The following is a 17,471-nucleotide window of genomic DNA, read 5'->3' on the forward strand; positions in this document are numbered from 1 at the left end:
CACCACCTTTACAGCCAACGGCACAGGAGCAGATCGATGAGTGCGACCGAGTGGTTCCAGGCGCGCCTGCGCATGGGCGAATCGTCCAAGGTTCCCGTGGCGAGCAACGGCGCCACGAAAGGCCCGGCCCGCCACACGCCCAAGCCCAGCGCCCGCACCACCGCCGAGCGGCTGCAGGCCACGCTGCGCAAGGCCGACGAGGCCCTGTCACCGCGCACGCTGCGCCGCGTGCTGGCCGAGCTGCAGGCCGTGATCGATCCGCGCGTGAGCGAGGTCGAGGGCGGCCGCCGCGCCCACGCCATCGCGCAGGCCTACGCCGGCGCCTCGCCCGAAGAGCGCCGCGACTACTGGGCGCTCATGAGCGAGCATTTCGCCGCCGACGCGGGCAAGCTCAAGAGCGCGCGCGACCAGCACCAGAGCGCCGTCGGCACGCCCGACGAAGGGCAGGCCGAGTTGCGCCTGCGCCGCGCGCTGGTGTCGCCGCGCATGCGGCTGCTGCAGCGCTTTGCGGTCGAGCCCGGCGGCATGCGCTTTTTGGTCGACCTGCGCGCCGACCTGCTGCCGTGCCTGAAGTCCGACAAGCGCCTGCTCGCGCTCGAGGCCGAGCTGGAGCACCTGTTCTCCACCTGGTTCGACGTGGCCTTTCTCGAGCTGCGCCGCATCGACTGGAACTCGCCGGCCTCGCTGATCGAGAAGCTCATCCGCTACGAAGCGGTGCACGACATCAAGAGCTGGTCCGATGTGAAGAACCGCCTGGACGACAGCGACCGCCGCTGCTACGGCTTCTTCCATCCGCGCCTGCCGAACGAGCCACTCATCTTTGTCGAGGTGGCGCTGGTCGACCGCATCAGCGAAGGCATCATGCCGCTGCTCGACGAGGCCGCCGTGCCGGTGCAGCCGGCCAAGGCGACCACCGCGATCTTCTATTCGATCAGCAACACGCAAACCGGCCTGCGCGGCGTGAGCTTCGGCGATTCGCTCATCAAGCGCGTGGTCGAGACCCTGCAGGACGAGCTGCCGCGCCTGAAGACCTTCGCCACGCTGTCGCCCATTCCGGGCCTGCGCGCGTGGCTCGCCAAGAACGCCGCCGAGCTGCTGCCGCGCCTGGACGAGAAGCGCGAGGCCGAACTCGGCCGCCTCGTCGGCTCGGTGCCGCCCACGGCCGAGCGCCTGCTGGCCGCGGTCGACGCGGGGCCCGAGCTCGATGCCAAGTCGCCGCTGCGCCAATGGCTGCTGCAGGCCACCGCCGAGTACCTGGGCCGCACGCTGGTCGACGGCACGCCGGCCGACCCGGTGGCGCGCTTCCACCTGGGCAACGGCGCGCGCGTCGAGCGGCTCAACTGGGCCGGCGACCCGTCGGCCAAGGGGCTCAAGCAGTCGTACGGCCTCATGGTCAACTACCTGTACGACCTCAAGCGCCTGGACCGGCATCGCGCCTGGCTGGCCGAAGGCAAGATCGCGGTTTCGGGAGACATCGAAGGCCTGTTCCTCAAAAAAGGCTGAGTCCGTTCGCTTCGCCGCGGCAGCGCTGCGGCCCGCACCTTGACCGCCGGAGGGCGGCAACATCTACAACGACGACGACAGGAGACGAGACAGATGACGCAACAGAGTTTTCAACGACGCGATGTGCTGCGCGTCGCCGCAGCAGCCGGGGCCGTGGCCCTGTGCGGTGGCGCACGTGCCCAGGGCTGGCCGACCAAGCCCGTGACCATGGTGGTGCCGTTCCCGGCCGGCGGAGGCACCGACGCCTTCGCGCGTCCGCTGTCGGCCCAGTTCTCCCGCGCGGCGGGCCAGACGCTGGTCATCGACAACCGCGGCGGCGCCGGCGGCACCGTGGGCGCGAGCATCGCGGCCAAGCTGCCGGCCGACGGCTACTCGCTCTTCATGGGCGCGGTGCACCACGCGATCGCGCCGTCGATCTACCCCAAGCTCGACTACGACCTCGAGAAAGACTTCGTGCCCCTGATGCTGCTGGCCAACGTGCCGCAGGTGGTGGTGGTCAACCCGAAGCGGGTGCAGGCCGCGACCATCCAGGAGCTGATTGCCACCGCCAAGCGCAACCCCGGCAAGCTCAACTACGGCTCGGCCGGCTCGGGCACCTCGCACCACCTGGCGGGCGAGCTGTTCAAGCTGCAGACCGGCACCTTCATCACCCACATTCCGTATCGCGGCGCGGGCCCGGCGCTGTCCGACCTGATCGCGGGCAACGTCGACCTGATGTTCGACGGCCTGGGTTCCTCGGCGCAGCACATCAAGGGCGGCCGCATCAAGGCGCTGATGGTCGCCGGCGCCAAGCGCAACCCCGCATTCCCCGACGTGCCCTGCGCCGCCGAAGTGGGGCTGCCCGACTACACCGTCACCACCTGGTACGGCCTGTGGGCGCCCAAGGGCACGCCGGCCGAAGCGCAGACGCAGATCATCGACACGATGAAGAAGGCGCTGGGCACCGACGAGCTGAAGGCCATCTGGGCCCAGAACGGCTCCGAGATCCCGAACGTCACGAACGCCGCCTACGGCCGCTTCGTCAACGCCGAGATCAAGCGATGGGCGACCGTCGTGAAGGCCTCGGGCGCCAAGCTCGAATGACCGAGCGGCAGGTCTCGCTGCGCCGCGAAGGCGCCGTGGCGCTCGTCACGCTGTCGAACCCGGGGCGTCTCAATGCGATGACGCGTGCCATGTGGCGTGCGCTGCGCGCGGTGTTCGACGACCTGCGCGGCGACACCGCGCTGCGCTGCGTCGTCGTGCGCGGGGAGGGCGGTGCCTTCTGCGCGGGCGGCGACATCTCCGAGTACCCCTCGTTCCGCTTCGAGGAAGCGAGCCTGCGCGAATTCCACGAGAACGAAGTCTGGGCCGCGCTGCAGGCGATGCTCGACTGCCCGCTGCCGCTGGTGGCCCAGATCGAAGGCGCTTGCATGGGCGCCGGCGTCGAGATGGCCAGCTGCTGCGACATCCGCCTGGCCGGCGCGTCGTCGAAGTTCGGCGCACCGATCGCGAAGCTGGGCTTTCCGATGGCGCCGCGCGAAGCCGCGCTGGTGCATGGCGCCATCGGCGACGTGCTGGCGCGCGACATGCTGCTGGCCGCCGGCGTGCATGGCGCGCAGCGGCTGTACGACGCGGGTTTTCTCTTGCATGTGCTGCCCGACGCCGAAGTGCCGGCCGCCGCGCAGGCGCATGCGGCGCGCATTGCCGCGCTGTCGCCGCAGGCCGCGCGCCTGCACAAGGCCACCTTCACTGCGCTCAAGCGTGGCGGTGCGGCGGCGCAGCAGCTGCTGGCCACCGCGTACGACTACGCCGACAGCGCCGAGCACCGCGAGGGCATCGATGCCTTCCTGGGCAAGCGCCCTCCGAATTTCCGACCTTCCTGAGCCTGCCGTTTGATGATGACGAAGATGATGAAGACGAAGTCCTCCCCCAACGCCAACCTGTTCGCCGCCTTGCGCGCGGCCTTTCCCGCCGACCTCGACGCCATCGCGGTCGAGACCGACAACGGTCTGCACTATTCGTGGCGCGACCTCGACCGCGCCAGCGCGATGATCGCCAACCTGCTCGACGGCCTCAAGCTCGAGAAGGGCGCGCGCGTCGCGGTGCAGGTCGAGAAATCGGTCGAAGCCATGCTGCTGTACCTCGCGACCTTGCGCGCGGGCTACGTGTTTTTGCCGCTCAACACGGCCTACCAGAGCGCCGAGATCGAGTACTTCATCGGCAACGCCGAACCCGCCGTGGTCGTGTGCACCGGCCGCAACGCGGCCTGGGTGCGCCCCATCGCCGAGGCGGCCGGCACGCGCCATGTGTTCACGCTGGACGACGACCGCACCGGCACGCTGCTCGACGCGGCGGCGCGCTGCAGCGACCGCCACACCGTGGCCATCAAGAAGGCCGACGACCTCGCCGCCATCCTCTACACCAGCGGCACCACGGGCCGCAGCAAGGGCGCGATGCTCACGCACCGCAACCTGCTGTCGAACGCCGAAGTGCTCAAGGACTACTGGGGCTGGACGAAGGGCGACGTGCTGATTCACGCGTTGCCGATCTTCCACGTGCACGGCCTGTTTGTGGCGTTGCACGGTGCGCTGCTCAACGGCAGCAAGATCCTGTGGTTCTCGAAGTTCGACCCCAAGCGCATCGTCGCCAAGCTGCCCGAGGCCACCGTGTTCATGGGCGTGCCCACGCTCTACGTGCGCCTGCTGGCCGAGCCGGGCCTCACGCGCGAGGCGGTGCGCACCATGCGCCTGTTCGTCGCGGGCTCGGCGCCGCTGCTCATCGAAACGTTTGACGAATGGCGCGAGCGCACCGGCCACACCATCCTCGAGCGCTACGGCATGAGCGAGACCGCCATGCTCACGTCCAACCCGTACGACGCCGCCAAGGGCGAGCGCCGCGGCGGCACCGTCGGCTTCGCACTGCCCGGCGTGCAGCTGCGCGTGCGCGACGACGAGGGCAAGGACCTGCCGGTCGACGAGATCGGCGGCATCCAGGTGAAGGGCCCCAACGTGTTCGCGGGCTACTGGCGCATGCCCGAGAAGACGAAGGAAGAGTTCACCGCCGACGGTTTCTTCAAGACCGGCGACGTGGGCAAGATCGATGCGCGCGGCTACATCACCATCGTCGGGCGCAGCAAAGATTTGATCATCAGCGGCGGCTACAACGTCTACCCGGCCGAGATCGAGGGCTACATCAACGAGATGGCCGGCGTGGCCGAAAGCGCGGTCATCGGCGTGCCGCATCCCGACTTCGGCGAGGTGGGCGTGGCCATCGTGATCCCCAAGGGCGGCGCCACGATCGACGCCGACGCCATCGTGGCCGAGCTCAAGGCCAAGCTGGCGAACTTCAAGATCCCCAAGCGCTGCTTCGTCGTGCCGGAGCTGCCGCGCAACACGATGGGGAAGGTGCAGAAGGCGTTGCTGCGGGCGGAGCACAAGGGGCTGTTCGCCGCCTGAGCCTCGCCGCGCGCCCCGGGCTTCAGGCGGCGGGTGCGAGCCCGTTCATCAGCCCGCTGCGCGCGTGGCAGTTGATGTACTCGTAGCTCTGCTCGTCGGCCTTCAGCACCGACACCTCGTGGTACAGGCGCAGGCGCAGCTCGAAGTTCAGCGCCTGCACGTAGCGCATGAAGCTGCCGAAGATCGCGACGTGCGTCGGGTGCGACTCGGCCCAGCGCTCCATGTCGGCCAGCGAGCGCCAGTAGCTCAGACCGAAGGACTTCTGCAGCGGAGCGCCGTGTGCGTCGAGGTGGTGCATGAAGCGGTTGCTGTAGCAACCGATGGGCAGGCCCTGGTCGCGCAGGAAGTCCATGCCTTCGCGCAGCACCGGGGCCATGTCTTCCAGGTAGCGCTGGCGTTCCTGGCCGGTGGTCTCGGTCCATTCCTGGCCCGAACGGATCATCGCGAGGTGCGTGTGGCCCGCGATGCGCACGCGCTGGCCCGGTGCAGGCGTGCCGGCGATCACCGCGCGCGTGCCTGAAGGCGCGAGCGCGTCGGCCTGCGCGAGCGGGAGTCGATCGCGCATCGACCCCCAGTAGCCGTGCTCCTGCAGTTCGCCGCTCACACCGCCCATCACCACGCCGATGCCCTCGAGGCGGTCGGGCGTGCTGAACAGGGTCTCGAAGTGCGCAGCACGCGGGGATGCGATTTCGCGGAAGTAGCCGAGGCCTTCATGCAAGCGCTCGTCGGCGTTCCACCAGGCCTCGATGGCGGGCGTGGCACACCAACGCGCGAACGCCGCCGCATCGTGCCAGTAGGCGATGGCGATCATGTTGTCGCAGCCGTCGGCGTCGACACAGTGGGCCAGGTCGTGGTGGCCGGGGCCGTCGGGCAAGGCGAAGTCGCCAGCGATCTTCAGGAGCGCGGCGCAGGCCCGGCCCTGCATCGCCGGACCGCGCGACTGCACGCCGAAATAGCCCATCACGACCTGGGTCGTCGTCACGGGCGCGCGCGCCGACCAGCCGGGGTAGGGCGGGGTGTGGTCGTCTGCCACGCGGCGCTCGCGGGTGCGCGGGCAGCGCAGGTGCTCGGGGATGGCCGATTCCATGGTGCGGCTCCGTGGTCGGCTCAGGCCACGACCGGCTCGGGCACGCTGCCCTCGGGCTCCGGCGTGAGCTGCACCACCACGGGCGTGCGCCGCGTCTTGTTCAGCAGCAGCTGTGTGACGTCGGGCCGCGAATAGTGGCCGCTCGGATCGGCCGCCGCCTTGGCGAGCGCGATCATGCCGAGGTCGATGTCGGCGATCACCAGGCCTTCGGCGTCTTCGGCCAGCGGCGTGCCCAGTGGCGAACCGTCCGGGCCGTAGATGCGCGCATGCCCGCCGCCGACGCCCAGCATCTGCCGCTTGCCGTCGTCGGTGCACATCAGCTCGCTCATGGCCTTCGACACTGTGGCGCAGGGCGCGATGACGAAGCAGCCGCCCTCGACCGCATACACCTGGCTCGCGGCGTTGTTGACCTCATGGCCCAGCGCGTAGGCCGCGCCGCGGTAGAGCGAAAAGCTCGGCCACGCGCCGCAGTGGATCTGCTCGTTCTGCGCATACATCGCGTACTTGCTCAGCGGCTGCAGGTGTTCCCAGCAGCACAGCGAGCCGATGTTGCCCAGCGGCGTCTGGACCACGTGCAGGTCGGCGCCGTCGCCTTCGCCGAACACGGTGCGTTCCACGTGCGTGGGCTTGAGCTTGCGACGCGTCTGCACGGTGCGGCCCTGGTCGTCGATCAGCGCCTGCGCGATGTAGAGACTGCCCGCCGCTTTCTCGCTGTAGCCGAGCGAGAGCCAGATCTTGTGCTGGCGCGCCGCCGCCTGCAGGCGTTCGAACTCGGGCGAGCCGATGACCAGCGAGTTGTCGTGGTAGCGCTGCACGAACTGCATACCCCAGGCCGGCGAATCGAGCCAGACCCACCACGGGTAGCCCGGCACCCAGGTCTCGGGAAAGGCGATGAGCTGCACGCCCTGTTTCGCAGCCTGCGCCATGAGGTCGATGGTCTTGTCGATGGTGGCGTCGAGGTCGAGGAAAACAGGCGCGGCCTGCACGGCGGCGACGCGGAGTTGGGGGTGGACGGTGGTCGGCATGGGGTGTTCTCCAGGGGGCAATGAACGTAACGAAATCCCCGCTGTGCGCACCGGGTTTGCGCGGTGGCATGCGGGTTGCATGAAGCGTAAATTCGCGCCGCCGGAACGCCTTGACCCGGATTGGCGGCGTTCTTGTTCCAGCGTTGCATGTGCCTTGCGAAGGCCTTCCGAGGACCCCGATGACCCCCTTGCTCAGCACCGATGCCGTCCCGCGCGAGCAGCGGCTCGCGTACTGGACCGACATGATCTGCAACGTCTACGTGCAGCTCGAATGCGACGCGGTGCGCACCGGCGACGGCGGCGACTTCGAGGGCAGCATTCGCCAGCACGCGCTGCCCGGCCTCGGCATGTCGGTCGTGACCTCGCGGGCGCAGAAGGTGATGCGCACGCCGGGCCACATCGCGGCGTCGAGCGACGACTGTTTTCTCGTGAGCATCCAGGCGCGCGGACAGGGCGTGGTGCGCCAGGACGGGCGCGACGCCGTGCTCGGTGCCGGCGACTTCGCGCTCTACGACAGCACGCGGCCTTATCAACTGCTGTTCGACCAGCCCTTCGAGCAGATCGTGCTCAAGCTGCCCGGCGAGCGGCTGCGCAGCGAACTGCGCGACACCGAGGCGCTCACGGCCACCACGGTGTCGGGGCGCGAGGGCGCGGGGCACCTGCTGCTGGGCATGATCCGCACGCTGCGCGAGGACTTCGACGCGCTGCAGCCGGCCTCGGCGCTGGCGGTGGCCCATGGCGTGCAGAACATCCTCGTGGCCGGCCTGCAGACGCTGCCTGCGGCGCACGCACCGGCGCTCAGCAAGCTCACGGCGTACCACCTCGCGCGCGTGAAGCAGCGCATCGACGAGCAGCTGGCCGATCCGACGCTGTCGGTGGGCACGCTGGCGGCGCAGCTGGGCATGTCGGTGAGCCACATCCACCGCGTGTTCAAGAGCGAGCCGCTGACGCCCTCGCAGTACATTTGGGAGCGCCGGCTCGACGCATGCAGCCGCGACCTGCTGGAGCCGCGCCTGGCAGGGCGGCCGGTGGGAGAGATCGCGTACGGGAGGGGGTTCAACGACGCGGCGCATTTCAGCCGCGCGTTTCGCGAGCGCTTCGGGTGTTCGCCGCGCGAATGGCGGCAGCAGCGCTCGCCGCAATGACCGCGGCCACGGCGCATCGGCCGTCGCCGGGGTGACCGGGTCTTCTTACTGGACCAGCAGCACCGAGACGTCGGTCTCGGCCACGACCTTGGTCGCCACCGAGCCCATCAGCGCGCGGCCCAGGATGCCGTGGCCGTGCGTGCCCAGCACGATCAGCTCGGCCTTCGATTCGGTGGCCGACTTGAGGATTTCCTCGGCCGCGTGGCCGTGGCGCGCGTCGGCGGTGAAGTTGGCCACGCCTTTCTCGGCGAACCAGGCCTTCACCGGGTCGAGCACCTTGGCGTTTTCCTCGGCGTAGTACTCGGTGACGATTTCCTTGCTCAGGTGGCGCGCCACGTGGCCGGAGATGCCGGTGCAGACATTGACCACCACCAGCTCATGGCCGTCCACGAACATGGCGCGGTTGGCGAGCAGGTAATTGAGGGCCTTTTGCGTGTAGGCGCTGCCGTCGACTGCAATGAGGATTTTCATGGCTTTCCTTCTACGACTGTGAACAAGTGCCGCATAGGATGGCACAGGAAAGCCACGGGGTGTTTGATATGCCTCAGCCGCGCAGGCCCTTCCAGAGCATGTAGGCGGCCAGCAGGTACAGGATGCTCGCGAACACGCGCTTGAGCTTCTTCACCGGCAGGCTGTGCGCGGCCTTGGCGCCCAACGGCGCGGTGAACACGCTGCAGGCCGCGATCACCACGAGCGCGGGCAGCCAGATGTAGCCGAAGGCGCCGGCCGGCAGGCCCTGCACCGACTGGCCGCTGAGCACGTAGCCCAGCACGTTGGCCACCGCAATGGGAAAGCCCAGCGCCGCGCTGGTCGCCACCGCGTTGTGGATCGCCACGTTGCACCAGGTCATGAACGGCACGCTGATGAAGCCGCCGCCCGCGCCCACCAGGCCCGAGATGAAGCCGATGATGCCGCCCGCCGCGAGCTGGCCGCCGGTGCCGGGCATCTGGCGCGTGGGCTTGGGCTTCTTGTCGAGGAACATCTGCGTGGCCGAGAAGCCCACGAACAGCGCAAAGAAGATGGCCAGCGCCGTGCCCTTGAGCAGCGCGAACACGCCCAGGCTGCCCGCGAGGCTGCCGATGACGATGCCGGGTGCCAGGCGCTGCACGATGTCCCAGCGCACCGCGCCGCGCTTGTGGTGCGCGCGCACGCTGGACACCGACGTGAAGATGATCGTCGCCATCGAGGTTGCGATCGCCATCTTCACCGCCAGGTCGGCCGGCACGCCGCGCTGGCCCATGATGATCGTGATGAACGGCACCATCAGCATGCCGCCGCCGATGCCCAGGAGGCCCGCGAGGAAACCGGTGCCCAGGCCGAGCGCGGCGAGTTCGGCGATCAGGAGGGGGTCGAGCAGGGCAGCGAGGTTCACGGGAGGATGGAGAAAGAACGAGCGGCTGAAAAAGCAACGGCCCCGTGCGGTGAAGCAGGGGGCCGTGGCGGGAAAAGGTGTCTGCAGATGGTGTGCCGGACCCGCATCCTGAACCAGGGTTCAGGTGGGCGAGGGCAGCAGGACTTCGGGTTCATCTGACGCGAGATGATCACGCCCGTCAAGCGATGTACCAAGCCCGGCTCCGGAGAGCATTGGAACAAGGAAATATTAAGCCCGACACGTCTGCAGACAAAACGGATTTTACGCCCCGGATGTGCCGGGCCGCGCGCCCTCAGAGCAAATGTCCATCGCCCGCCAGGGCCTGATCGAGTCTCTGAATGAGCTGGGCGGCCTTCGGGTCGGTGTCGGTGGCGGTTTCTTCCGTGCTGCTGGCCGCGACGGGGGCCGGTGCGGCGGCAGCAGCGGCCTGCTGGGCCGCGAGATCGAAAGCCAGGTTCAGCGAGGCGAGCACGGCGATGCGGTCGCGTGCCTTCACCTTGCCCGCGTCGCGGATCTTGCACATGGCCGCGTCCACGCGGTCGACGGCCTCGCGCAGTTGCGCTTCGCCGCCGTCGGGACAGCCGAGCAAGTAGCTCTGGCCCATGATCTGTACTTCAATCTGCTTCATGCGTGATGGGAATCTTCGGAAGGGGGTTCGGCCGGCAGCCGTTCGAGCAGGGCATCGAGGCGAGTGCGGGCTGCGGCGAGCCGCGACTTCAGGCCGTCGCGTTCACGCGTGAGCGCATCGACCTGTTCCTGCAGCAGCGCGTTGGTGCGCTGCACCTCTTCGTGACGCACGAGCAGGCGTTCCACACGCTCGGCGATCTGGTCGATGGGGCTGGAGGCGGGCATGGTTGGCGATTGTAGTTTCCCGGGAATTCGGAACATCCGGCGCACCGCGCGGGGCGCGCACCGGACGTGGCCGAGATTCTGGGGCCTGCGCCGCCCGTGATCAAACACGGTGTGGTGCGCGCGCCCCGTGGGCGCCCCGTGGGCCTAAAATCCTGCCCGTTGGTGCTCGCGGCGTGGTTCGCACGGCGCAGTTCAACGGGAAGCAGGAGTGGACGCCCCCCGGGGCCGAAGCCGCCTGCGCTGCCCCCGCAACGGTCAAGCAGACGACGCCGCAACGCGTCACCCCTTTCCATCCAGCCACTGGGCGCCCTGAAACAGGTGCCTGGGAAGGCGGCAAAGGGTCGATCTGCCAGCCCGGATACCGGCCAACAAGGCGGCTGCCGCATCGGCAGCCATGACGCCCATGGCGCCGGCGGGGAAGCCGGCCAGGGCATAGAAGTTCGTTCGGTTCACCCCATGATTTCCTGTGTTTCCCTCTCCAGCGGCCGCGCCAGCGTGCGCCGCAACCGTCCCGCGTGCCTGCCGCTGACGCTCGCCCTGGCCTCGGCCTTCGGCGGCCTGGCCCTGGTGCCGCTGGCTGCGCAAGCGCAAGCCGCCGCGACGCTCGACGAGACCGTCGTCACCGCCAACCGCACGCCGCAGGCGCTGTCGGACCTGGTGGGCGATGTCTCCATCATCGACCGCAAGACCATCGAGCGCAGCGGCGCGACCGGCGTGGCCGACGTGCTCGCGCGCCTGCCGGGCATGGAGATCTCGCGCAGCGGCGGCGTGGGCAATGCCACCAGCGTGTTCATCCGCGGCGCCGAGTCGCGCTTCACCGCGGTCTACCTGGACGGCGTGCGCATCGATTCGCAATCGACCGGCGGCGCCGGCTGGGAAGGCATTCCGCTCGCGCAGATCGACCGCATCGAAGTGCTGCGCGGCCCGGCCGCCGCGGTGTACGGCTCGGACGCCGTGGGCGGCGTGATCCAGCTCTTCACCAAGCGCGGCGAGGAGGGCGTGTCGCCCTACGCCGGCATCGGCTTCGGCAGCCACGGCCTGCGCCGGATCGAAGGCGGCGTGAGCGGCAAGTCGGGCCTGCTCGACTACTCGTTCGGCGTGGCGCATGAGGAAAGCAAGGGCTTCAACATCCAGCCCATCGCCAAACGCACGCCCTCGAAAGACGGCTTCACCAACCCCGACCGCGACGGCTACCGCAGCACCTCGGGCAACCTGAAGCTGGGTTTCCAGATCACGCCCGACCAGCGCATCGACGCCACCTTGCTCACCAGCAACACCGAGGCGGCCTACGACCCGTCGGTGAGCTTTCGCACCAAGCCGCCGATCACCTTCCGCAACGACGTGTCGACCAACGAGCTGCGCACCGCCGGGCTGACCTGGTCGGCCAAGTGGAACGACATCTACAGCACCCGCCTGCAGGTGACCGATTCGCAGACCGTCTACAAGACCCAACCCTCGTTCTACCGCACCGAGACCCGCCTGCGCGGCTACCTGTTCCAGAACGAATTCCGTTTCGGCGCCCACCTGGTGACCGCCACGCTCGAGCGCCGCGAAGACGCGCTCGAGAACGCGCCCACCACCTCGGCCAAGCTGTTCTCGCGCGACCGCTCGCAGAACGCCGCCGCACTGGGCTACGGTTACGTGAAGGGCCCGCATTCGCTGCAGCTGCACGTGCGCCATGACGACGACAGCGAGTTCGGCGGCAAGACCACCGGCAGCGCCGCCTACGGCTACGCGATCACGCCGAGCCTGCGCGCCACCGTGTCGGCCGGCACCGCGTTCCGCGCGCCCACGCTGTACCAGCGCTTCAGCGAATACGGCCTGGCGAGCCTGCAGCCCGAATCGAGCCGCAACGTCGAGCTGGGCCTGCAGTACACGGCCGGCGCCACGCAGGCCGGCATCGTGCTGTACCGCAACCGGGTGCAGAACCTCATCGTGTTCGACGGCAGCGCCAAGGGTTGCCAGTCGTCGTTCGGCTGCTACGCCAGCACGGCGCGTGCGCGCTACCAGGGCGTGACGCTCACGGGCGGCCACCGCATCGGCGACGTTACGCTGCGCGCCTCGCTCGACTACCAGGACCCGCGCGACCTCGCCACCGACCACCTGCTGGCACGCCGCGCCCGGGCCCACGGCACGCTGGGCGCCGACTGGCGCATCGCCGGCTGGACGCTGGGCGCCGAGGTCCAGAGCTCTGGCAAGCGCTACGACGACGCGGCCAACACCGTCAAGCTCGGCGGCTACACGCTGCTCAACCTGTCGGCCAGCACGCAGATCACGCGCGACCTGAACCTGGTGGCGCGCGTGGACAATGTGGGCGACAAGGACTATCAGTTCGCACGGCTCTACGCCACCGGGGGCCGCACCGCGTACGTCGGACTCAAGTGGACTCCGCAGTAAACACCCGCCGCCCTTCGCCCGGCGCAGCCGTCACCTGCGCCGCGGTGCTCGTGGCCGCGCCGGCCTCGGGGCAGGGCAAGACCACGGTCGCGGCCGCGCTCGCGCGGCTGCACGTGCGCCAGGGCCGCCGCGTGCGGGCCTTCAAGTGCGGTCCCGACTTCCTCGATCCGCACTGGCTCGCGCTGGCCACCGGCGCGCCGGTGCATTCGCTCGACCTGTGGATGACCGGCGAAGCCGACTGCCGCGCGCGCCTGCATGCCGCCGCGAGCGAGGCCGACCTGGTGATTGTCGAAGGCGTGATGGGCCTGTTCGACGGCACGCCCAGCGCGGCCGAGCTGGCCGAGCGCCTTGGCCTGCCGGTGCTGGCCGTGATCGACGCCCAGGCCATGACCGGCACCTTCGGCGCGCTGGCCTACGGCCTGCAGAACTTCCGCCCGGGCCTGCCCTGGGCCGGCGTGCTGGCCAACCGCGTGGCCGGCGAGCGCCATGCCGACATGCTGAAGGACGCATTGCGCGAACCCGGCGACTGGCTCGGTGCCTTGCCGCGCAGCGCCGATTTCGCGCTGCCCGAACGCCACCTGGGGCTGGTTGGCGCCGCCGAACTCGGCGACGCGATGGTGCGGCTTGATGCCGCGGCCGACGTGCTCGCCGCCACGCCGCTGGGGCAGCGCGCGCCCGGGCAGCTGCCGCAGGTGCGCTTCGAGCCCGTGCCGACTGCGCCCGTCGCGCCGCTGCTGGCCGGACGCACCATCGCCATCGCGCGCGACACGGCGTTCTCGTTCATCTACCCGGCCAACCTCGAGGTGCTCGAGGCCCTCGGCGCGCGGCTTGCGTTCTTCTCGCCGCTGGCCGACGAGCCGCTGCCGCCCTGCGACGCCGCCTGGCTGCCCGGCGGCTACCCCGAACTGCACGCGGCCGTGCTGTCGGCCAGCGACCGGCTGCGGCTCTCGCTCGCCAACCACGTCACGGCCGGCAAGCCGATCTGGGCCGAATGCGGCGGCATGATGGCGCTGTTCGACGAACTCGCCACGCGCGACGACGCCGAGCGGACCGACGTGCACCGCCTCTGGGGCGTGCTGCCGGGGCGGGCCGTCATGCAGAAGCGGTTGGCCGGCCTGGGCCCGCAGCAGCTCGACCTGGGCGCGCATGCCTTGCGCGGCCATACCTTCCACTACTCGCGCTGCGAGACGCCGCTCGCGCCCGCCGCGCGCACTGTCGGCACGCGCGGCGGCGAGGCGCTGTACGTGCACGGGCCGGTGCGCGCGAGCTACTTTCATGCGTGGTTCGCGTCCAGCCCGGAAGCGACCGCGCGGCTCTTCGGCGCCATGCCCCTCGAACTCGACAGCCACGCCGCACAGGCGCCCCCCGATGCCCCTCACTGAGCACGAATTCATCCTCGGCGGCCAGAAAAGCGGCAAGTCGCGCCGCGCCGAACAGCGCGCGGCCGACTGGCTGGCGTCCGGGCCTGCATCGCGCCGCGCGGTGCTGATCGCCACCGCGCAAGCCCACGACGACGAGATGCGCGAGCGCATCGCGCGTCACCAGGCCGACCGTGCCGAGCGCGTGCCCGGTCTGCAGACCCTCGAGGAGCCGATCGAGCTGGGGCGCGCCATCGTCACGCAGAGCGCGCCCGACACGCTCGTGGTGGTCGACTGCCTCACGCTGTGGCTCACCAACTTGCTGATGCCGCTGCGCACCGAAGGCGCCGCGGTGGTCACGCGCACGCCCTCGGCGCACGCCACGCTGCTGCTCATCGCGCTGCGCGAGGCGCGCGGGCCGGTGGTGCTGGTCGGCAACGAGATCGGCCTGGGCGTGATCCCGCTGGGCCGCGAGACCCGTGCCTTCGTCGACGTGCTCGGCCGGCTGAACCAGGACGTGGCGGCCGCCTGCCACCGCGCGACGCTGATGGTCGCCGGCCTGCCGCTGACGCTGAAGGCGCCTGGCGCATGAGCTTCGACCGCATGAAGACCTGGTTGCGCGCGTCGTTGCTCGGGCTCGCCCTGGTGGGCGCGCAGGCGGCGCAGGCCGTCGATGTAGTGGATGAGCGCGGCGTCACCGTGCACCTGGCGCAGCCGCCGCAGCGCATCGTCTCGCTGCTGCCGTCGCTGACCGAAGGCGTCTGCGCACTCGGCGCCTGCGACCGCCTGATCGGCGTCGACCGCTATTCCAACTCGCCCGCGCAGGTGCGCGCACTGCCGCAGCTCGGTGGCGGGATCGACCCGAACGTCGAAGCCATCGTTGCCCTCAAGCCCGACGTGGTGCTGCTCGCCAAGTCGTCGCGTGTCACGCAGCGGCTTGAGGCATTGGGCCTGAAGGTGATCGTGCTCGAACCCAGGAGCCACGCCGACGTGCGCCGCGTGCTGGGCGCGCTCGACCAGGTGCTCGGCACGCACGAGGCGCCGGCCGTGTGGCGCGCCATCGATGCGGCCGTGTCGGCCGCGGCGCAGTCGCTGCCCGCCAGCGCCAAGGGCCTGCGCGTGTACTTCGAGGTCAACACCGGCCCTTATGCGGCGGGCGATTCGTCCTTCATCGGCGAGACGCTCGCGCGCCTCGGCGTGAAGAACATCGTGCCGGCGTCGCTCGGCCCCTTTCCCAAGCTCAACCCCGAGTTCGTGGTGCGCGCGAACCCTGACCTCATCATGGTCAGCGTGCGCAGCGCGATGGGACTGGAGCAGCGACCCGGCTGGGGCGGCATCCGCGCGGTGCGCGAAGGCCGCGTGTGCCGCTTCGACGCCGAGCAGACCGACGTGGTCGTGCGCCCCGGCCCGCGCATGGACGAGGCCGCGCGCCTGATGGCGCAGTGCCTGGCGGACAAGGGGCGGTGAGCGGCATGCATTCCGCCCATCTGCGTCGCGTGTTGCTGCTCGGTGCCGGCTTGCTCGTGTTGGGCGCGGCGTTGCTGCTCTTCGGCCTGGGCATCGGCAGCACCGGCTTCCAGAGCCTGCTGTCCGCGCGGCACGATCCGGTGGCGCTGCAGATCGTGTGGGACATCCGCCTGCCGCGCACCCTCGGCGCGTGGCTCGCGGGCGCACTGCTCGGGCTTGCGGGCGCGGTGGCGCAGGGCCTGTTCCGCAACCCGCTGGCCGATCCGTACCTGCTGGGCAGCGCCTCGGGCGCCTCGCTCGCCGTGGCGCTGGCGCTGATGCTGTTCGGCGGCTCCGTCACCAGCACGCAATGGGTGATGCGCCTGGGACTCACCGGCGCGGCCTTCGTCGGCGCGGTGGCGGCGGTGCTGCTGACGCTCACGCTGGCGCGTGGCGTGCAGCAGACCCTGCGGTTGCTGCTGGCGGGCGTGATCGTCGGCGTGGTGCTGGGCGCCGCCAAGGACCTCATCACCATCGCCTCGGCCGACATTCTTCAGGCGCTGCAGGGCTTCGTGCTCGGCAGCACAGGGCTGGTCGGCTGGGCGGCGTGCGCCGTGATGGCGGCGGTTGGCGCAGCCTGCCTGTTGCTGGCCTGGGCGCTCGCGCCGGTGCTCGACGGCTTGGCGCTGGGCGAGGCCACGGCGCGCAGCCTGGGCCTGCCGCTGGGCGCCATGCGCGCCGCGCTGGTGGCCGTGCTGGCGCTGGCGACCGGCGCCGCCGTCGCGCAGACCGGCCTCATTGCTTTTGTCGGCCTGGCCGCGCCGCACCTGGTGCGCTCGGTGGTCAAGACCACGCATGCGCGGCTGATCGTGCTGTCGGCGTTGATGGGCGGGCTGCTGCTGATGGCGGCGGACCTGCTGGCGCGCTGGCTGATTGCGCCGCAGGAGCTGCCCGTGGGCGTGCTCACGGCCGTGCTCGGCGGCAGCTACCTGCTGTGGCTGATGCACCGGCGCGGCGCGAAGGGAGGCGGCCTATGAGCTGCACCCCATCCGCCGCGCTCGAAGCGCACGGCCTCAGCGCCACGCTCGGCTCGGTCGAGGTGCTGCACGGCATCGACCTGGCGCTCGCGGCCGGCCGCTGGACCAGCATCGTCGGGCCGAACGGCGCCGGCAAGTCGACGTTGTTGAAAGCGCTGGCAGGTCTGCTCGCACATCGCGGCGAAGTGCGGCTCTTCGGCGAAGCGCAGGCGGCCGTGCCGGCCCGCGTGCGTGCCCGGCGTTTGTCATGGCTGGGCCAGAGCGGCACGGGCGAGGGCAGTGCCGACGATTTGATGGTCTACGACGTCGCCATGCTGGGGCGCCTGCCGCATCAGCGCTGGCTGGCTGCGCCGAGCGAGGCCGACCGCGATGCCGTGGAGCGCGCGTTGCGCAGCACCCAGGCCTGGGACTGGCGCGACCGTCCGCTGGGGCAGCTCTCCGGCGGCGAGCGCCAGCGTGTGCTGCTGGCGCGCGCGCTGGCGGTCGAGGCCGAGCTGCTGCTGATGGACGAGCCGCTGGCCAACCTCGATCCGCCGCATCAGGCGGACTGGATGCAGACGGCGCGTGCACTGGTGGCTGAAGGCCGCACCGTGGTCAGCGTGTTGCACGAACTGCCGATGGCGCTGGCTGCGGACGAACTGGTGGTGATGAATCGGGGGCGGGTGACGCATCACGGTGCTTGCTCCGACCCTGAGACTCACCAGGCGCTGGAGCAAGTGTTCGACCATCGCATTCGCGTGCATCGCGTGGCGGACCAGTGGATCGCATTGCCGCTATGAAGCTTCGCGCATCAAGTCATTCGGGGCGTGCTCCCG

At 70.1% G+C, this 17,471-nt stretch carries 17 protein-coding genes and 1 riboswitch; of the genes, 11 read left to right on the plus strand and 6 right to left on the minus strand.

Going from position 1 to position 17,471, the window contains the following annotated elements; translation table 11 throughout:
- Nucleotides 1-36 precede the first annotated feature (36 nt).
- From AC07O4_RS13185 to AC07O4_RS13200, 4 genes are all read left to right on the plus strand, one after another.
- Nucleotides 37-1,503, plus strand: coding sequence for a malonyl-CoA decarboxylase (locus AC07O4_RS13185; RefSeq protein ID WP_495304759.1), 1,467 nt, complete (start codon nt 37-39; stop codon nt 1,501-1,503).
- Nucleotides 1,504-1,596: 93 nt separating this feature from the next.
- The gene (locus AC07O4_RS13190; protein ID WP_062480542.1) at nt 1,597-2,586 is read left to right on the plus strand and encodes a Bug family tripartite tricarboxylate transporter substrate binding protein; all 990 of its coding nucleotides are present in this window, start codon (nt 1,597-1,599) and stop codon (nt 2,584-2,586) included.
- Nucleotides 2,583-3,365 carry an enoyl-CoA hydratase/isomerase family protein gene (locus tag AC07O4_RS13195; RefSeq protein WP_492742212.1) on the plus strand — a complete coding sequence of 261 codons (783 nt, stop codon included), beginning with the start codon at nt 2,583-2,585 and terminating at the stop codon, nt 3,363-3,365. Before AC07O4_RS13190 ends, AC07O4_RS13195 begins: the two co-directional genes overlap by 4 nt.
- A 27-nt stretch (nt 3,366-3,392) precedes the next feature.
- A complete protein-coding gene (locus AC07O4_RS13200) occupies nt 3,393-4,937 on the plus strand; it encodes a malonate--CoA ligase (protein WP_495304760.1) in 1,545 nt (514 codons plus the stop codon).
- A gap of 22 nt (nt 4,938-4,959) precedes the next feature.
- Here AC07O4_RS13200 and AC07O4_RS13205 read toward each other — a convergent pair whose 3' ends face one another.
- Complete coding sequence (locus tag AC07O4_RS13205; protein ID WP_495267845.1) at nt 4,960-6,024, minus strand: phenylacetaldoxime dehydratase family protein; 1,065 nt, start codon at nt 6,022-6,024, stop codon at nt 4,960-4,962.
- Nucleotides 6,025-6,044: 20 nt separating this feature from the next.
- Entirely contained in the window at nt 6,045-7,049 is a 1,005-nt protein-coding gene (locus tag AC07O4_RS13210; RefSeq protein WP_492742217.1) for a carbon-nitrogen hydrolase family protein, read from the minus strand.
- A gap of 179 nt (nt 7,050-7,228) precedes the next feature.
- Here AC07O4_RS13210 and AC07O4_RS13215 point away from each other — a divergent pair, with 179 nt between their 5' ends.
- Nucleotides 7,229-8,194 carry an AraC-like ligand-binding domain-containing protein gene (locus tag AC07O4_RS13215; protein WP_492742218.1) on the plus strand — a complete coding sequence of 322 codons (966 nt, stop codon included), beginning with the start codon at nt 7,229-7,231 and terminating at the stop codon, nt 8,192-8,194.
- Between the two features lie 45 nt (nt 8,195-8,239).
- Here the strand turns inward: AC07O4_RS13215 and AC07O4_RS13220 are convergent, their stop codons facing one another.
- The 4 genes from AC07O4_RS13220 to AC07O4_RS13235 all read right to left on the minus strand — a co-directional run bounded on the left by AC07O4_RS13220 (nt 8,240) and on the right by AC07O4_RS13235 (nt 10,418).
- Entirely contained in the window at nt 8,240-8,665 is a 426-nt protein-coding gene (locus tag AC07O4_RS13220) for a universal stress protein (RefSeq protein WP_495304761.1), read from the minus strand.
- A 73-nt stretch (nt 8,666-8,738) separates the two neighbouring features.
- Entirely contained in the window at nt 8,739-9,566 is an 828-nt protein-coding gene (locus AC07O4_RS13225) for a sulfite exporter TauE/SafE family protein (protein WP_070060491.1), read from the minus strand.
- Between the two features lie 292 nt (nt 9,567-9,858).
- Nucleotides 9,859-10,194: a cell division protein ZapA gene (locus AC07O4_RS13230; RefSeq protein ID WP_062480529.1), complete on the minus strand. Its 336-nt coding sequence runs from the start codon at nt 10,192-10,194 to the stop codon at nt 9,859-9,861.
- Nucleotides 10,191-10,418, minus strand: a complete 228-nt coding sequence (locus tag AC07O4_RS13235; RefSeq protein ID WP_056581479.1) for a hypothetical protein — start codon at nt 10,416-10,418, stop codon at nt 10,191-10,193. The genes AC07O4_RS13230 and AC07O4_RS13235 overlap by 4 nt, the downstream gene beginning before the upstream one ends.
- Before the next feature lie 143 nt (nt 10,419-10,561).
- Nucleotides 10,562-10,802: riboswitch (cobalamin riboswitch) on the plus strand.
- Between the two features lie 72 nt (nt 10,803-10,874).
- Here AC07O4_RS13235 and AC07O4_RS13240 point away from each other — a divergent pair.
- From AC07O4_RS13240 to AC07O4_RS13265, 6 genes are read left to right on the plus strand one after another with little or no spacing between them, the layout of a single operon-like run.
- A complete protein-coding gene (locus AC07O4_RS13240; protein WP_495304762.1) occupies nt 10,875-12,815 on the plus strand; it encodes a TonB-dependent receptor domain-containing protein in 1,941 nt (646 codons plus the stop codon).
- The gene (locus AC07O4_RS13245; protein ID WP_495304763.1) at nt 12,800-14,197 is read left to right on the plus strand and encodes a cobyrinic acid a,c-diamide synthase CobB; all 1,398 of its coding nucleotides are present in this window, start codon (nt 12,800-12,802) and stop codon (nt 14,195-14,197) included. Before AC07O4_RS13240 ends, AC07O4_RS13245 begins: the two co-directional genes overlap by 16 nt.
- Complete coding sequence (locus tag AC07O4_RS13250) at nt 14,184-14,765, plus strand: bifunctional adenosylcobinamide kinase/adenosylcobinamide-phosphate guanylyltransferase (RefSeq protein ID WP_159271953.1); 582 nt, start codon at nt 14,184-14,186, stop codon at nt 14,763-14,765. The genes AC07O4_RS13245 and AC07O4_RS13250 overlap by 14 nt, the downstream gene beginning before the upstream one ends.
- Nucleotides 14,762-15,640: an ABC transporter substrate-binding protein gene (locus AC07O4_RS13255; RefSeq protein ID WP_495304764.1), complete on the plus strand. Its 879-nt coding sequence runs from the start codon at nt 14,762-14,764 to the stop codon at nt 15,638-15,640. The genes AC07O4_RS13250 and AC07O4_RS13255 overlap by 4 nt, the downstream gene beginning before the upstream one ends.
- Before the next feature lie 5 nt (nt 15,641-15,645).
- Nucleotides 15,646-16,656, plus strand: a complete 1,011-nt coding sequence (locus AC07O4_RS13260) for a FecCD family ABC transporter permease (RefSeq protein WP_095747588.1) — start codon at nt 15,646-15,648, stop codon at nt 16,654-16,656.
- Nucleotides 16,653-17,435, plus strand: a complete 783-nt coding sequence (locus AC07O4_RS13265; protein ID WP_495304765.1) for an ABC transporter ATP-binding protein — start codon at nt 16,653-16,655, stop codon at nt 17,433-17,435. Before AC07O4_RS13260 ends, AC07O4_RS13265 begins: the two co-directional genes overlap by 4 nt.
- Nucleotides 17,436-17,471: the final 36 nt, after the last annotated feature.

This window comes from Variovorax sp. GW821-FHT09D04 (assembly GCF_059416405.1).

What these genes read in the sequence shown, in the direction of transcription:
- AC07O4_RS13185 (WP_495304759.1), top strand. Translation starts at nt 37, where the DNA reads ATGAGTGCGACCGAGTGGTTCCAGGCGCGCCTGCGCATGGGCGAATCG.
- AC07O4_RS13190 (WP_062480542.1), top strand. Translation starts at nt 1,597, where the DNA reads ATGACGCAACAGAGTTTTCAACGACGCGATGTGCTGCGCGTCGCCGCA.
- AC07O4_RS13195 (WP_492742212.1), top strand. Translation starts at nt 2,583, where the DNA reads ATGACCGAGCGGCAGGTCTCGCTGCGCCGCGAAGGCGCCGTGGCGCTC.
- AC07O4_RS13200 (WP_495304760.1), top strand. Translation starts at nt 3,393, where the DNA reads ATGAAGACGAAGTCCTCCCCCAACGCCAACCTGTTCGCCGCCTTGCGC.
- AC07O4_RS13205 (WP_495267845.1), bottom strand. Translation starts at nt 6,024, where the DNA reads ATGGAATCGGCCATCCCCGAGCACCTGCGCTGCCCGCGCACCCGCGAG.
- AC07O4_RS13210 (WP_492742217.1), bottom strand. Translation starts at nt 7,049, where the DNA reads ATGCCGACCACCGTCCACCCCCAACTCCGCGTCGCCGCCGTGCAGGCC.
- AC07O4_RS13215 (WP_492742218.1), top strand. Translation starts at nt 7,229, where the DNA reads ATGACCCCCTTGCTCAGCACCGATGCCGTCCCGCGCGAGCAGCGGCTC.
- AC07O4_RS13220 (WP_495304761.1), bottom strand. Translation starts at nt 8,665, where the DNA reads ATGAAAATCCTCATTGCAGTCGACGGCAGCGCCTACACGCAAAAGGCC.
- AC07O4_RS13230 (WP_062480529.1), bottom strand. Translation starts at nt 10,194, where the DNA reads ATGAAGCAGATTGAAGTACAGATCATGGGCCAGAGCTACTTGCTCGGC.
- AC07O4_RS13235 (WP_056581479.1), bottom strand. Translation starts at nt 10,418, where the DNA reads ATGCCCGCCTCCAGCCCCATCGACCAGATCGCCGAGCGTGTGGAACGC.
- AC07O4_RS13240 (WP_495304762.1), top strand. Translation starts at nt 10,875, where the DNA reads ATGATTTCCTGTGTTTCCCTCTCCAGCGGCCGCGCCAGCGTGCGCCGC.
- AC07O4_RS13250 (WP_159271953.1), top strand. Translation starts at nt 14,184, where the DNA reads ATGCCCCTCACTGAGCACGAATTCATCCTCGGCGGCCAGAAAAGCGGC.
- AC07O4_RS13255 (WP_495304764.1), top strand. Translation starts at nt 14,762, where the DNA reads ATGAGCTTCGACCGCATGAAGACCTGGTTGCGCGCGTCGTTGCTCGGG.
- AC07O4_RS13260 (WP_095747588.1), top strand. Translation starts at nt 15,646, where the DNA reads ATGCATTCCGCCCATCTGCGTCGCGTGTTGCTGCTCGGTGCCGGCTTG.
- AC07O4_RS13265 (WP_495304765.1), top strand. Translation starts at nt 16,653, where the DNA reads ATGAGCTGCACCCCATCCGCCGCGCTCGAAGCGCACGGCCTCAGCGCC.